Consider the following 14,659-nt stretch of genomic DNA (forward strand, 5'->3'; position numbering starts at 1 on the left):
CAGTGAAAAGGCAGCAGGAAGCCCTCGGCCGATCACATGATTGGCCGATGCGTTCAATAACTCGTTAGAAAATCTTCAATGAATAGAGTGGGGTAGGGATTAAATCTCCAAAGCAGGTCATCAGTGAAAGTCCCTGGGTTATCAGTCGATCAATCCATGAGCGTCATAAAACGGATACGGTCCGGGATACTCGCCAAACACGCCGTTATGGGTCACCAGTGCCTGCCCATGCCAGTGGTGCAGCAGATACCCCGGCGGTTCCAGATTGAAATGCGCGGGAGCGGTTGGCTGTAGATCCAGGACGATCTGATGTGAGGTACCGGGGCACACGCAACTCAGGCTGCCGCCGAAACGCCGTTGCATCGACCGATGCAAATGCCCGCACAGCAAGCGCTCCACCTGCGGGTGTCGGGCAATGACCTGTTCCAGTGCCGCCGCGTTGACGAAGGGTTCACGGTCCATATGGCCAATCCCGCTTACAAACGGCGGGTGATGCAGCACCAATAGCGTCGGCGCATCGGGACGACAGGCCAGTTGTTCATCGAGCCAGCGCAACTGGCTGTCCAGGAGCTGACCGCCATGGGCACCGGGAATGGTGGTGTCCAGGCCAATAAGGCGTAGCGGATGCTCCTCCACCACCCAGTCCAGGGGGGCGTCAGCCCGTGTCGGCAGGTAGCTGTGGTCGGCAAATGCCGCCCGCAAATGCTCGCGATTGTCATGGTTACCAGGCACCAGGTAGCAAGGCATGTGCAGGCGCGCCAGTTCAGGGTGCAGCACGGCATATTCATCAGGGCGACCGAAGTCCACCAGGTCGCCACTGACCACCACGATGTCGGGACGCGGCACCTGGGTGTTCAAATGATCCACCGCACGACGCAATGCAGCGAGGGTATCGACAACGCCGTAAGTCAGTTTTTGTCCGGCTTTAAGGTGCAGATCGCTGATCTGCGCGATGAGAAACGGATAATTCAAAATAAGCCCTCTGCAAACACAAAGATCACGATGACAGGGTGAACAGCACTTGTGGCTCGACGGCCAGGGCAATCAGGGCACCGGGGGCATGGATAGCGCTATCGGTGCTGTCCACCAGCAAAGGCTGAGCCGCACCCACATCCACCAGCAGACGGCTTTGAGCCCCCTGGAAAAACTGGCCCACCAGACGCCCGTGCAGATGGCCCTCACTGTCCATCACCCGCAAATGCTCGGGGCGGCAATAGACAGTGGCGGGTAGGTCGGCGCCATTCCATGGCAACTCACCGCCACTGGCCTTCAAGCCATGGGGCGTGTGCTCGATCACCGAAAAAGCATTGAGATTGCCGACAAAACGGGCGACGAACGCGTTGGCAGGTTGCTGATAGATGTCCCGCGGGCTAGCCAGTTGCGCGACGCGGCCATGCTCCATGACCAGGATGCGATCCCCCAGCGCCATGGCTTCACCCTGATCGTGGGTGACGAACACGGCGGTAATGCCCAAACCGCGTAGCAACTGGGCCAATTCGCTGCGCAGGCGTTCACGTAATTGCGCATCCAGTGCCGCCAACGGTTCGTCGAGCAGCAATACCCGGGGCCTGGGTGCCAGAGCGCGGGCGAGGGCGACTCGTTGGCGCTGACCGCCGGACAACTCGTGGATACTGCGCTTGCCGTGATCCTGCAAGCCGACAAGTTCCAGCAACTCCAAACAGCGCTTGTTACGCTCGGCGGGTGACACACCGCGAACTTTCAGGCCGTAAACAATGTTGCCGGCCACATCCAGATTGGGAAACAGCGCATAGTTCTGGAACACCATGCCCACGTCGCGACGTTCGATGGGGAGGCGGGTGACGTCGCTGTCGCCAAAAAATACCTGGCCCACGTCCGGACGCTCCAGACCCGCGATCAGGCGCAGGGTGGTGGTTTTACCGCAACCGGACGGGCCGAGGATCGCCAGGGTTTCTCCAGCCTCAATGGTCAGGTCCAGGTCATGTGCGGCAACGGTGCCGTCAGAGAACGCCTTGCGACAACCCTTCAGGCGAATAGTGGTTCCGCTCATCGATTTGCTCCACGGGAAAGGCGCGCGCTGATGGCCTGCAATGCAACAAGCAGCGGCACAATCATCAACAGGAATATAAGGGTGTAGGCGCTGGCGACTTCCAGCCTGGCCGAGGCATAGCTGTCGGCCAGGCCCACCGGCAAGGTTTTGGTCATCGGGGTATGGAGCATCCAGGTCAGGTTGAACTCACCCAACGACAGGGTGACGACCATCAAGACCCCGGCGAGAATCCCCGCCCGACAGTTGGGCACCACCACGCTGAAGAAGCGCCGGACCGGCCCGGCACCCAGGCTCGCGGCGGCTTCTTCCAGGATCGGCAGGTGCTGGCGTTGCATCACCGCCATCACCGGGCGCACCAGAAATGGCAGAGTGAACAGCACGTGGCCGACGAGAATGAATAACCAACTGCTGCGAAACCCGCCGAACTGACCATAGGTGAGCAGCAATGCCAAGGCACTGGCCAGACCGGGCATCGCCACCGGCAACACCATCAGTTCCTCGAACGCGCGGCTAAAGCGGTTGTTCATCCGTACCAGGGCGTAAGCCGCCGGCACACCCACCACACAGACACACAGCGCACAGGCGGCGGCCAGTTGCAGGGACAGCCAGACCGTCGGCGAATACGCCTGCCAGACCTGCAGCAGCCAGTCGAACGTCAGGCCGCTGGACAGCCCTTGGAAGTAATTGCGCGTCAGCCCGGCGAGCAGTGACATCACCACAGGCACCAACATGAAAGCGCACACCAGCAAGGTAAACACCAGTTGCCCGACAAACAGCGTTGAGCGTTTCACAAGACTGTCCTCGAATCTTTGGCCAGCCGCCGGGCCAGCAACAGAACCGCCCAGGTCACCAGCCCCAACACCACCGACAGCGCAGCGGCCACGGCGAAATTGGCGTAATTGGTAAACACGTTGTAGATCGCCACCGGCGTCACGTTGAGCCGGGTACCCAGGGTGAAGGCGGTACCGAACGCGCCCATGGAGGTGGCAAAGCAAATCGCCCCGCAGGAGACCAATGCCGGCGCCAGGCCAGGAACAATGACATCACAGAGCACACGCCAATGACTGGCCCCCAGTGAACGAGCGGCCTCTTCCAGGCTGCGATCCAGGCTTTCACAGGCAGCCATCACCGTAAGAATCACCCGCGGAATCGAGAAGTACAGGTAGCCGATGCACAACCCCATCAACGAGTAGGCAAAAATCCAGCGCTCACCCACCAGGCCGAGACCCAGGGTGGCGAACAAGCCTTGGCGGCCGGCCAGCAGGATCACCAGAAAACCAACGACCACGCCGGGAAATGCCAGCGGGAAGGTCAACAAGGCGACAAGTACCGAACGGCCGAAGAAACGTTGGCGACTGAGAAAAAAACCACTGAAGCCGCCCACTAACAACGCCGCGAGGGTCGTTGCCAGTGCCAGCAGGCAGGTCTGCGCCAGACTGCCCAGGTATTGCGCGCTGCTCAGCACCTGCCAATAGCCGCTGTCGCTGCCATCGCGACTTTGCCCACCGAGCAAGACCAGGTGCGCCAGCGGCAACAACCAGAAGGCGAACAGCACCGCCGCCGCGGGCGCAAGCGCCCAGGCAGCGGTCGGCCGCAAGCGCGGCACCATGGCCCAGCCCGACCGTACGTCTCGGGCTTTTACTGCCGAGACGGTCACTTACTTGACCTCGCTCAGATAACGTGCGGAAAAGGCTTCCTGCGCCGCGGCCATCTGCTCGTAGTTGACCACACCGGCCCGGGCGTAATCGCTGTCGGGCAGGAACTGCGCGGCGACATCGGCAGGCATTTTCATTGCCCGCACCGGTCGCAGGTACGCCTTGGCCCAGAGCGCCTGGCCTTGCTCGGACAAAACGAAATCCAGGACCTTCTCGGCGTTGGCCCGATGGGGGGCGTTGTCGACGATGCTCATCACGTAAGGCACGCTGATGCTGCCTTCCTTGGGAATCACAAAGGCAACGTTGGCCTTGTCTTTGTAACGAGCCCGATAGGCGTTGAAGTCGTAGTCCACCAGAATCGGCAACTCCCCGGACAGCACCCGCGCATAAGCCGTCTGCTTGGGCACGATCGGTGAGTTTTTCGCCAGCTTTTTGAAGTAGTCGATGGCTGGGGCGAAGTTATCCAGATTGCCGCCCATGGCCTGGTTGATCGCTACCGCCGAGACGTACCCAACGAAAGCACTGGACGGGTCAAGGTAGCCGACCATGCCTTTGTACTCAGGCTTGAGCAGGTCGGCCCAGCTTTGCGGCACGGGCAGACCGCCCAGCGCATCGACGTTGACCATGATGCCCAGGGTGCCGGAGTGAATGGCAAACCAGTGTCCCTCGGGGTCCTTCAAACCCGCCGGGATCTGCTCCCAACCCTTGGGTTTATACGTGCCGACCACCTCGGCTTTTTGCGCCTGCAAACCGAACGTCACGCCGTAATACACCACGTCCGCCACCGGCGCGGCCTTCTCGGCGACCAGTTGCGCCAATGCCTGTCCAGAGTTCTTGTTGTCCAGCGGAACCTGCACGCCAGTGGTATCGGCAATCGCCTTGAGCTGCGTGCCCCAGTCGGCCCATTCTGGTGGACAGTTGTAGCAAATCGCCGTTTCGCCGGCATGAGCCAAGGTGGCCGCGCCGCATAACAGCAGTGTCGCCAGGGTTTTACGCAAGTGGAACATCAAGCGTCTCCTCGTAGGGTTGAGTACTTTCGCCCGACCGGATATGACAAGGCAGGCAATGGGAAACCGGGGTGGCGCCAGCGATCTGCGCCAATAATTGATCAATCACGGTGCAGGCCAGTGCCTCGATGGGCTGAACAACACTGCACAGCGTCGGATGCATCTGGGTGCCGAGGGCGATGCCGTCAAAGCCGATGACCGAGAGTTGCCGGGGCACTTGCCAGCCGTTGCGGCGCAGTTCGGCGATCAAGCTGATGGCCAGCAAATCGTTGGAACAGACCAGCGCACTGAGCGCCTGGGGGCCATGCAACAACGGCTCGATGGCGGCGAAGTCAGCCTGGGTATGGGCGGGCATTTCAATCACCGGCAGGCTGGCGAGACCGGCTCCATGCATTGCCTCGCAATAACCGGCATAACGCAGGCGAGCGCGGTCCGATTGCAGGGCAGGGCCGGCGACCATGCCAATCCGAGTGTGCCCGGCGTCCAGCAGATAACGGGTGGCGAGCGCCATGCCGGCGCGGTTGTCCACCGACACCGCGCTGTAATCCGGATTACCCGGCTGGTGATAAGCCAGCACAAAAGGCGTGTCCTCGCTGTCCAGGCTTTGCAGCACCCGGTTGCTCTCGGCGTCGGTTACCGTGAGGACCAGCCCATCGACACGCTGTCGCAGCAACTCCTCGACGACCGCGCTTTCGCGCTCGCTGCTGTAATCGGTGGTTGCCAACAACAGGTTGTAACCATGCACGCGTGCAGCACGCTCCATCGCCTGAAACTGTTCGGCGAACACCGGATTGAGCAGGTTGGGCACCACGACACCGATCAGCTTGGTCACTTGCAGGCGCAGTTGGCGACCAAGACGGTTGGGCCGAAACCCCAGTTGGCGCGCTGCGGCGAAGACCTGTTCACGGGTAGCCGGACGGACCACTTCAGGGGAGGCAAAGGCTCGCGCCGCGGTTGCCCGCGAAACCCCTGCCAGCCGTGCAACTTCTTTCAAATCAGTCATTGTCACTCGCTTGAGATCGATCTCATTGGCGAGGACAGTACTCAGGATGTATGGCGTTTCGACGACGCAGTGATGACGATTTGATGTCAGTTGCTGCTATCTATCGTTGAGGGTCTGCTGCAAACCCATACTGCCGGGCGGACCACACCACCGCCAACGTCAGCAGCAAGAGCGCGACCAGCACAGGCGCAAACGCAACGACACCCAGATGATCGAGCAGGATGCCCCCCACGATCCCGCCGCCGGCAATGGCGACGTTCCAGGCCGTGACCAGCATCGACTGGGCGAGATCCGCCGCGTCTCCGGCCGTCTTGGCAATTGCCGTTTGGAACAACGTCCCGGCCCCGCCAAAAGCGACTCCCCAGGCCGCCACGGCGGTGTAGATCGCAGCAAGGCTGTCGCTCATGGCGCCCAGTGTCAGGGCCGAGATGGCGAAAAGTGCCGTGCTGGCAAGGGTCAATGCCCGTAGATGGCGATCGATCAGCACGCCGACGACCCAGATGCCCAGCAACGAGGCGCCCCCGAAGACCAGCAGCACCAGGTCGATCCGCTCGCCCAGGCCTGCCGCCATCAGGAACGGGGCGATATAGGTAAAGAGAATGTTGTGCGCCAGAACAAAGGCCAGCACCACACACAGCACCGAGCGAACGCCTGGCAGGGTGAAGACCTGGCGCAAGGCAAGACGTTTGTCGGTGGTTTGCCCGGGAAAGTCAGGCACTTTGAGTCGCACCCAGACCATCAAGGCGACGGCGAACAAACTCATGATGGCGAAGCTCATCCGCCAGCCGATCAAATTACCGAGCAAGGTGCCGGCCGGTACGCCCAAGGATAACGCCAAGGGTGCGCCGACCATGGCAATTGCAATCGCCCGACCTTTCTGGCTCTCGGGCACCATGCGCGCGGCATACCCGGCTAACAAGGCCCAGAGCAGCCCGGCCGATACGCCACCCAGCAAGCGGGCAACGATCGTCAAGCCGTAATGGGACGAAAACGTTGTGACCGTATTGGCCACGGCAAAACCGGCAATCGCCAGCAGCAAGAGCGACCGGCGCCGCATGCCTTGGGTCGCGGCCGTCAAGGGAATGGCCGCCAGCAAGGACCCTATCGCATAGACCGTGACCAACTGGCCGGCGAGGGCTTCGGAGATCGCCAGCCCTTCGCTGATCTGTGAGAGAAGGCCGGCGGGCAAGGCTTCGGTGAGAATGGTCACGAACGCCGCCAACGCGAGGGCGAACAGTGAACCGATGGGGAGCGGCGCAGCATCTTGAACGACCTCGGCATCGGCGTCGATATGGGTATTGGCAATCGTCATGTGTCACCTGCTTGGCGCGCTTCTGACCCGCCGGATGGCGGCGTCAATAGCAGATTGATAAGTGTCGACTACGGTAAGTGCCGCTCTTTGGCGAGACAAGAATGCTAGAGTGCGCAACACATCGGAAAAAATGTCCGCAATGGGAGCCTGGCGTGGAATCACTGAGCGGGATTGATTTTTTTGTTCGCGCGGCCGAAACCCGCAGCTTTTCAGAGGCGGGCAGGGCGCTTGGCATTTCGTCTTCGGCGGTGGGTAAAAGCGTGGCCCGACTCGAGGAAAGGCTGGGTGTGCGGCTGTTTCATCGCAGCACGCGCAGTATCACGCTGACGGCAGAAGGGACGCTTTTCCTCGAGCGTTGCCGACGCATTCTCTGCGAAGTCGAAGCGGCCGAATTGGAACTGTCGGAAACCCGCAAAGCGCCGCGGGGCAAATTGCGCGTGAGCTTGCCCCTGGTTGCAGATTTGGTCATGCCGACGCTGATGGCTTTCATGCGCCGCTACCCCAGTATCGAATTGGACCTGGATTTCTCCGATAGGCTGGTGGACATCATTGAGGAAGGTTTTGATGCCGTCATTCGGACCGGAGAGCCAAACGACTCCCGGCTGATGTCCCGCCCGTTAGGCGCGTTCAAGCTCGTCGTGGTCGGTTCGCCCCGGTACTTCGCCGAACACGGCACACCGCAGGTGCCGGCGGATCTGCTGCGCCATGCCTGCCTGCTATACAAATTCCCCAGCACTGGCAGGCTGCAGGTCTGGCCGGTGAACGGGCAAGGGCAGTCCGATCTCAACCTGCCGGCCACCCTGGTCTGCAACACCACCGAGGCGTTGCTGTACGTCGTGCGCGATGCATTGGGGATTGCCTGCGTACCGGATTTCACCGTGCGCGATGCCATCGTCGCCGGTGAGCTGGTCACCGTCCTCGACGAGTTCAATCGGCATCAGAGCACCTTCCGCATGCTCTGGCCCTCAAGCAAGCACCTGGCGCCGAAACTGCGGGTGTTCATTGATTTCATGAGCAGCGAATTGTTCAAGTGACTCACGGGGATATGTCCCAACCCTGTAGGAGCCTGTTCAGATCAAGGGGCCTTGTTCTCGACCAAACAGTTTCCGCCATCCACCACGATGACTTCGCCAGTGAGGTAGCTCGCCTCTGAAGACGCCAGGAAAGCAACCACTGCAGCCACCTCTTCGGGACGTCCGGCCCGGCCCATCGGCGTGTAACCTGCCGCCTTGGCTTCCTCGGCAGTGGTCGACCCTGTGCTGATCCAGCCGGGAGCGACGCTGTTTACAGTGATCCCTTGCTGGGCGACTTCAAGCGCCAGGCTCATGCTCATTCCAACCATCGCGGCCTTTGCGGCGCTGTAAGCCGCTTCGCCGGGGTTACTGCAGCGGGTGCCGGTAGTGGAACTGATGTTGACGATGCGCCCGTAACGACGCGCCCGCATCCCGGGCAGCACCGCCCGTGTAAGCAGAAAAGCCGTGGTCAGGTTTCGCGCCAGTGTCAGGTTCCAGGTGTGCAGATCCATGGTTTCCAAGTCGGAAAAAAACTCCGGGCTTCCTTGCATGGCCATGCCCGCGTTGTTGACCAGAATATCGATCTGCCCCCAGAGGGACTCTGCCCATGGGATAAACTCACGCACCTGATGCTCATCGGTAAGATCGATGGCCCGCCCTTGGACTTCGAATCCTTCGGCACGCAGTTCTGCGACCCGATCATTGATTCGCGCACTGCTGGCGGTGACGATCAGTCTGGCACCTGCAGTCCCCAGTCTGCGCGCGATGGCCATGCCAATCCCAATCTCACTTCCAACCCCGCTGACAAGGGCCACAGGGTTCTGTCCGGTTGCGTTTGGCATGGTGTCTCCAGAGGGGTGTAAGTAATGATCAGGGGTCGCAGCCTGAGTTGCTTTCGAGCTATATAACCACCCTGATCAACGCCCGAACACCCCCGTCCTCCCCAACAACTGCTGTTGCCGCCAGGCCGGTGCGCTGGAGGGGAAAAGCACTTCGTTCGGTCGAAAACGGGCGACACCGCAGGCGGCAGCGATGCGCTGGCGTTGCTGGCCGTGGGCAAGGGCCTGCCGAAAACTGGCTTCGCTCTGCATTTGTCCCAGCACATAACCGACGCCCGCCTGGAAATCGCCGCCATGGGCCTGCCACCAAGCGGTGATGAGCTGCGGGTCGGGCCAGGGTAGATTTTCGTCGGGGTCCATTGCCACGTTGGTGTCTTGCGGGTCATCGTTCGGGCCGGCGTCGAAATCGGGCAGGTCCTGCAACTCCAGATCAAGCAACGCCAGGTCAGCACCGGTGATCAGGCTGAAGGCTTCACCGGCGACCCGGGCATAGGGCAGGTCGCTCATTTGCTGGATCAACCACGGTACACAGACCGGGTCGCCCAGCAGCCCAAGGGCCTGGATGCCGATGCGCCGGTCCCTGGGATCCTGTACCAACTGGCGTATCCAGGCGATGCTGGGCTCGCGTTCCTGCCAGGCCAGCAATACGCAGAGCGCGCGATACTGGAACTGGCCCGGTTGCCCGGCGAATTGTCGCAATGGCTCCAGGGCTTGCGCGTCGCCCATCTGTGCGGTGGCCCAATTGGCCCAGAAGCGCGTGGCGGCATCTTCATGCTGGCGGTGGGTACGAATCGCCGGGAGCAGGTCACGCCGGCGCAGTTCGCCCGCCGTGCGGGCGGCACGTGCCAGCACGCTGGGGTCGGCGTGGGACAGTTCGGCCAGCAGGGTAGGGCCGGGATCATGGCGATGCATCCCGCAGGCCGCCAGGCCGAGGCGGTGAAACAACGGCTCAGGGGAGGCGAACATGCGCTCGATCCAGGGCGATATACGCTCCCAGTCGAGCCACCCCAGGGCCATCAGATAACCGCGCTCCGTTTCTGACGCGCTTCGCAAATGATCGCTGAGTCGCGACAACATCTTCGCATCGGCCGCCTCGAAGGCCAGCAACACACTGGCGAACGTCTCGCCGACGGCGTGCGGACCGAGCTGGGCCAGCAGGATTTCCAGGCCCGTTGAGCCGGCGATGCGCAGGCCATCGAGATGGGCATCGATGCGCTCGTCCAGTTTGCTGAGATCATCAAGGTCGTAGTGGGGGGCACGCACGGCGTGATCGTGCAGGAGGATGAGGAAGCAAGCTTCTTCGGCATGTTGCTCGATCATTGAGGAGATGGGGAGCATGACGTCTCTGTCTTGTTACGGCACCAGGTTTCCGAAGAAGTAACGTTTACCGACTTCGAACTGCAGGGGAGAGGCCATGTATCGGTCCAGGACAGCGGCCGCATTCAGCGGTTGAAAGTCGCCATTTTTCCCATAGAAACTGGAGCAGTCGACGCCGGAATACACCTCGAATTTACGCCTCCAGATGAGAAAGTTGCTCCAGTCGATCCATTCATCAGTGCCTGAAGGAACCAGGGACTTTCTCATGACCCAGACTTGTTTGTTCATGTCGACGGGCATGCCACCGGAGATCGAGCAGCGATCGCTGCCATAAGCGTTCTGCAGTTCGCTCAGTCGTGAATCGACAGCCGCTTTGTATTCGATTTCGTTCAAGCCACTGTCAAAGAACTCGGGTTCGTTTTCGATGGGATCAAGAAGATTGCTTAAATTGGCTTCCACGGCGGCTCGGTCGGCCCGACGGGCAAACGTGCGCCATGCCTCAACCATGAAAGGTATCAGCCACAGCACACCAGACCACTGCGCTGCCAGGCACGCCTCGATACGCAGGTAGGTGGGGCCTTCGAGTATGAGCTCGGCAAGGAAATCCAGGTCGGTGTCGAGTCCTGCATCAGCGGTCAGACCGAGGCAAGCCGATACCAGCGTTGGATCGCAATCAGGGTCCACTATCCATTTGCGCAGTTGGGATACATGGCTGTAATCGCCATGCTTGGCTTGCTCCAGAATCGCAGCAAGTGCCATCCACGGGTCGTCTTTCTTCCAGCCGTCAGGCGACATTACTTCTGCCGGAGCGCAGCCGCAGTAGTGATAGCCACGCCCCTTCCAATAGAAGCTGTCTTGAAGAAAACCGGGTCTTTGAGTGTGCTTGTAATTAGAGGTTTTCATCATTCAGGCCTTGGAAAACTATTGATGCGTGTCTCTTGAAGTGAACTGAGCTCTCCTTCGAGCTTCTCACACTTCTTGCCAGTCGGGGCGAGATTCCCTTGCCCGGCCGGACAACCTCCGGCCGCCTTGGGGACTCTATGCGCCACCGGTTCTCCCTGACCCACTTCGGTTTTCCAACGCATATAGCCTGGCCTGTTAATCGCCCAATCATTTTCAATGTTGGCTTTCTCTCGTTTGCTCGTTACGTAGTACTTATTGCATCCGCTCGGTTGCTTTCCGGCAGGTGGCAACAAGTGCCTGCACTTGGGGTTTGCCCGGACTTTGGCGAGGACGGCGGCGTTCTGAGGATTTTGTGCGGTGCCGTAGAATTCGTCTTCCGTCATGTACTCCCCGTTCGCTTGAGCCTTGGAGTGCGCCGCGCCGCCACAACATTCACATTTGTGTTTGCCTGGCACCTTGGCGTCTTGTTGCACCGGACTGTATTTGGCGGTGTTGACCATGGGGACGGCCGCATTCGCTGCGGGACTGGCATGATTCGATGTGGTGAGGTCGGTATGTCGGTCTACGTTCTGGCCTTCGAAAAGAACATCCATTGACCATGAAACAAAATAGGTCTTACCGGTGATGACGTGAGTGATGACACCGGCACCCTGGCTTCTTGTGGCGGCTTCATCGCCCAGTGGGGAGGTTTTATAGAAGGAGCGATTTTTTAACATGATCTCCTTGTTTTCGATCTTGACGGTCTTGCTGCCTTTCTTCATGTCCTTGGAAAACGAGGTGTCCGGATAGGGCACCGGGATGGGTCCTGCGGGAGGCGGTGGTGGCGTCAGGCAGACATCCGGGAATGCCGCGATGACCTTGCCGCCACCCGCTTTGCATGCAATCTCATCGCCATTTGCATAAACGTCGCAGCTCATAGGGGCCCCTGGGGTCGACTGAGGTCGCGCACGACGGCGGCGGCGCGTGCACCGGCCAGGGCACTGCTCAGACAGATCGCGCTGGTTCCCGGTGCATAGCCTTTGCGAAACGCCTGGTCGGCGAGTATCAACTGGACGATTCCAGCAATGGCCCCGGTGTCACCCATGGCCTCTGCCCAATGCCACAGTGGCTGATCCTCTTTTCGGACGGTCCGAAAAAGCCGGGCCTCCATCAGCGGAAGTTCCTTGAAGCCGTATTGCTCGCCCGTGACATCGGACAGGCGCAGATCAATTTCATGCAAACCCAGTCTGGCCTGTGCGAGCGCCGTGCGGGCGGCGTCGGTCAGCCCGCCTGCTCGCAGGGGTTTGTTCGACAAAAGCGGTGCCTCTTCTTGCCCGAATCCCAGGCCTGAGATTTCCAAGCAGGTGCCAGGTTGCCGATAGGCCTGAATCAAGATGGCCGCGGCCCCTTCGCCAGGAAACAAGCCGTCATTGTGAGTGGCCGTTTTCAGCCGGCGATGCTGGTCCAGCCATTGCAGCGTCAAGGCGCTGAGCAGCGAGTCGACACCCGCCACCACGCAGGCAGGCGCACGGGTTTCTTGCATCAATCGACTGGCTTCATGAAGGGCTTGCATGCCGGCAACCTGGCCGGAGGGGATGACCCTGGAGTGGGTTGGGTGGAACTGTATGCCCAACTTGGAAGATGCGTCGTGTATGACGGTCTGGGCTATTCCCCTGATATCGATTCCGGGGCGCTCCGGTTCAGCCAGGCACAGGAGAAAGGGCACTTCTGTCCAATCCAGCTTCGGCGCACCCTGTATCAACTCCACCAGTGCATGCAGCATGAGCCCGGACATACGCGATGCTGCCGGCAGCGCCAGGTCGAGACTGGACACCGTCGCGCCGATGATGGGTTCGCAAGCGTTGTCAAAAAACGGCAGCTCCTGGAGCGCTGACAGTCCGGCGCGCTTGGCAGCACAGGCACTGGCGACGCATAGGCCCACAGGGCAAGCCATGCCCATGCTGGTGATGAAAAGGGCCGGCGTCATAACGCCTCTTCTGCGGGAGGATAAGCTTCCTTAGTCCACGCGATGAGTTGAGCCAATGACTTGAAGTGTTGCTTTCCTCGCATGCGTTCTTCGTTGGCCTTGGCCTGTTCGAACTGATCGGCGCTTTGCCCGACGATGACCTTGGCCACTTCCTTGATGTTGCGCCCGAGCGGCGCAGAAGCTCGCCATGTCAGGAGCAGCCGATTCGCGTCCGGCTCCAGAATCACGGTGTCGACAACGGCTGCCGTTTCCCGCGTGCTGTCATCGTGAAAAACCAGGAGCACCGGCAGTTTCAAGTTTGTCGGAAGCCTGAATGCCGTCCGGCCTTTATCGTTGAGATTGAGCAGCGCAACTTCTTCGCCACCTTGCGGGTAGTCAATTTGCTGATCCTCTGGTGCGCACTGGAAATAACGCAGGTCAAAATCTTCCGGCAGAAATGGAAACTGATGATCAAGCCACGCCTGATCATAAGTGCCGGCCCATCGGATCCGCTGTTGCCAGGCTCGACCGATCGGGCCGAATGCCATCGGTTTGTAATTCCCATCGGGCGTGGTGACGGGCCTGTCCAGTTCTTCGGTATTGGGCAGCGGCAGACCATTTATCCGGGCAGTGTTTGCACTTGGGTAAAATCCGACCCCTACAGGGTTCCAGGGGTACCACTGATGTTGAGTGGCGTCGGCATGCGTGCGGTCCACCCCGCCAAAAGCCTGGGCATAGGAAACAGGCATTCTTGTGAAGGGAACAGGCCTGGTTGTCGAGTGTGAGAGGGCGCCCTCCACATAGACTCGTGCCCCCACGACTTTGAATGCTTTTACCAGCGTCCCGACTTTCAGGGCTACGTTCAGCTCTGTTACCGGCTCTCCATTGGGTGCGTAGCAGTGTCCATTGAGCAGGACATCGCAGCGTGGCTTGTGCAGTGCAAAATCGTTTTCGTATAACGCAGCTGATTCGCCCGGTTCCCCTGGGAACACATCAGCCATGATCAGCGGAGCCTGTTGTTCCAGCAGGCGAGGTTCATGTCCAGGATGATCAGCAATGCCGTAGGTTCCTTTCGCCACCACGACCAGCCATTCACGGCCGGTTTTATCGGTTGAGGTGGTAAAGCCGCCGACGAGGCGGGTCTTGTTTATCAATTCCATGGCGTCACTGCCTCAGTTGATCTGTACCGAGCCGCCCTTGATCCGGTTCACTCCAGATGATCGGCTCGAGAGGTAGGCGCCTCGGATCAGTACCTTGCCTTCACGGGTAAGAGTGATGCTGGCCTTGCCGCAACGCAGGACGATTTCCCGTTCTGCGGTGAACTCCAAACGCTCGCCGTCCAGGTTCGCGACGGCGCGGGGCGTGGTTTGCGGCAGGCGCTGGATGCGACCGATCACCAGCGGCCGGGCCGGGTCGCCGGCCTCGAACATCAGCGCGACCTGGGCGCCGATGTCTTCGCGACTGAGCGGTGTGGTGGTGCGCGCGGCGAGCCCCGCGTCATCGGGGCAACCGGGAAAAGCCACCACTGGAGCGTCGGCCAGGGGCACATCCAGCAGCACACCAATCACGACGCCCTCCACGCGCACGGGCGTGGAGGAGGGGGCGAGGTGGTATTCGACGGTCATAGCGCACACTC

15 protein-coding genes are annotated in these 14,659 nt (G+C 60.5%); 1 reads left to right on the forward strand and 14 read right to left on the reverse strand.

Annotation, left to right across the window (positions count from 1 at the left end):
* Window positions 1-141: 141 nt before the first annotated feature.
* From HQ912_RS14940 to HQ912_RS14970, 7 genes are all read right to left on the reverse strand, one after another.
* Window positions 142-972: a phosphodiesterase gene (locus HQ912_RS14940; protein WP_076384679.1), complete on the reverse strand. Its 831-nt coding sequence runs from the start codon at window positions 970-972 to the stop codon at window positions 142-144.
* 25 nt (window positions 973-997) lie between these two features.
* Window positions 998-2,029: an ABC transporter ATP-binding protein gene (locus HQ912_RS14945; protein ID WP_173406960.1), complete on the reverse strand. Its 1,032-nt coding sequence runs from the start codon at window positions 2,027-2,029 to the stop codon at window positions 998-1,000.
* The gene (locus tag HQ912_RS14950) at window positions 2,026-2,820 is read right to left on the reverse strand and encodes an ABC transporter permease (RefSeq protein ID WP_047226470.1); all 795 of its coding nucleotides are present in this window, start codon (window positions 2,818-2,820) and stop codon (window positions 2,026-2,028) included. The genes HQ912_RS14945 and HQ912_RS14950 overlap by 4 nt, the downstream gene beginning before the upstream one ends.
* Window positions 2,817-3,638, reverse strand: coding sequence for an ABC transporter permease (locus HQ912_RS14955; protein WP_047226471.1), 822 nt, complete (start codon window positions 3,636-3,638; stop codon window positions 2,817-2,819). The genes HQ912_RS14950 and HQ912_RS14955 overlap by 4 nt, the downstream gene beginning before the upstream one ends.
* Window positions 3,639-3,686: 48 nt before the next feature.
* Window positions 3,687-4,691: an ABC transporter substrate-binding protein gene (locus HQ912_RS14960; protein WP_047226472.1), complete on the reverse strand. Its 1,005-nt coding sequence runs from the start codon at window positions 4,689-4,691 to the stop codon at window positions 3,687-3,689.
* On the reverse strand, window positions 4,675-5,694 hold the full coding sequence (locus tag HQ912_RS14965; protein ID WP_076384683.1) for a LacI family DNA-binding transcriptional regulator: 1,020 nt from the start codon (window positions 5,692-5,694) through the stop codon (window positions 4,675-4,677). The genes HQ912_RS14960 and HQ912_RS14965 overlap by 17 nt, the downstream gene beginning before the upstream one ends.
* A gap of 100 nt (window positions 5,695-5,794) precedes the next feature.
* Window positions 5,795-7,006, reverse strand: a complete 1,212-nt coding sequence (locus tag HQ912_RS14970) for an MFS transporter (protein WP_047226474.1) — start codon at window positions 7,004-7,006, stop codon at window positions 5,795-5,797.
* Between the two features lie 152 nt (window positions 7,007-7,158).
* On the opposite strand from HQ912_RS14970, the gene HQ912_RS14975 reads away from it, so the two are divergent.
* A complete protein-coding gene (locus HQ912_RS14975; protein WP_173406961.1) occupies window positions 7,159-8,040 on the forward strand; it encodes a LysR family transcriptional regulator in 882 nt (293 codons plus the stop codon).
* 41 nt (window positions 8,041-8,081) lie between these two features.
* Here HQ912_RS14975 and HQ912_RS14980 read toward each other — a convergent pair whose 3' ends face one another.
* The 7 genes from HQ912_RS14980 to HQ912_RS15010 all read right to left on the reverse strand — a co-directional run bounded on the left by HQ912_RS14980 (window position 8,082) and on the right by HQ912_RS15010 (window position 14,648).
* Complete coding sequence (locus HQ912_RS14980; protein ID WP_173406962.1) at window positions 8,082-8,861, reverse strand: SDR family NAD(P)-dependent oxidoreductase; 780 nt, start codon at window positions 8,859-8,861, stop codon at window positions 8,082-8,084.
* Window positions 8,862-8,936: 75 nt separating this feature from the next.
* A complete protein-coding gene (locus HQ912_RS14985; RefSeq protein WP_173406963.1) occupies window positions 8,937-10,196 on the reverse strand; it encodes a TIGR02270 family protein in 1,260 nt (419 codons plus the stop codon).
* 15 nt (window positions 10,197-10,211) lie between these two features.
* A complete protein-coding gene (locus HQ912_RS14990; protein WP_171061378.1) occupies window positions 10,212-11,078 on the reverse strand; it encodes a hypothetical protein in 867 nt (288 codons plus the stop codon).
* Window positions 11,078-11,995 carry a DUF4150 domain-containing protein gene (locus HQ912_RS28005; protein ID WP_047226479.1) on the reverse strand — a complete coding sequence of 306 codons (918 nt, stop codon included), beginning with the start codon at window positions 11,993-11,995 and terminating at the stop codon, window positions 11,078-11,080. The genes HQ912_RS14990 and HQ912_RS28005 overlap by 1 nt, the downstream gene beginning before the upstream one ends.
* The gene (locus HQ912_RS15000) at window positions 11,992-13,044 is read right to left on the reverse strand and encodes a 3-oxoacyl-ACP synthase (RefSeq protein ID WP_173406964.1); all 1,053 of its coding nucleotides are present in this window, start codon (window positions 13,042-13,044) and stop codon (window positions 11,992-11,994) included. Before HQ912_RS15000 ends, HQ912_RS28005 begins: the two co-directional genes overlap by 4 nt.
* Window positions 13,041-14,183, reverse strand: coding sequence for a DUF2169 domain-containing protein (locus HQ912_RS15005; RefSeq protein ID WP_047226481.1), 1,143 nt, complete (start codon window positions 14,181-14,183; stop codon window positions 13,041-13,043). The genes HQ912_RS15000 and HQ912_RS15005 overlap by 4 nt, the downstream gene beginning before the upstream one ends.
* 12 nt (window positions 14,184-14,195) lie before the next feature.
* The gene (locus HQ912_RS15010; RefSeq protein WP_047226482.1) at window positions 14,196-14,648 is read right to left on the reverse strand and encodes a DUF6484 domain-containing protein; all 453 of its coding nucleotides are present in this window, start codon (window positions 14,646-14,648) and stop codon (window positions 14,196-14,198) included.
* Window positions 14,649-14,659: the final 11 nt, after the last annotated feature.

The sequence above is a fragment of the Pseudomonas sp. MPDS genome, from assembly GCF_013283895.1.
Lineage (GTDB): Bacteria > Pseudomonadota > Gammaproteobacteria > Pseudomonadales > Pseudomonadaceae > Aquipseudomonas > Aquipseudomonas rhizophila.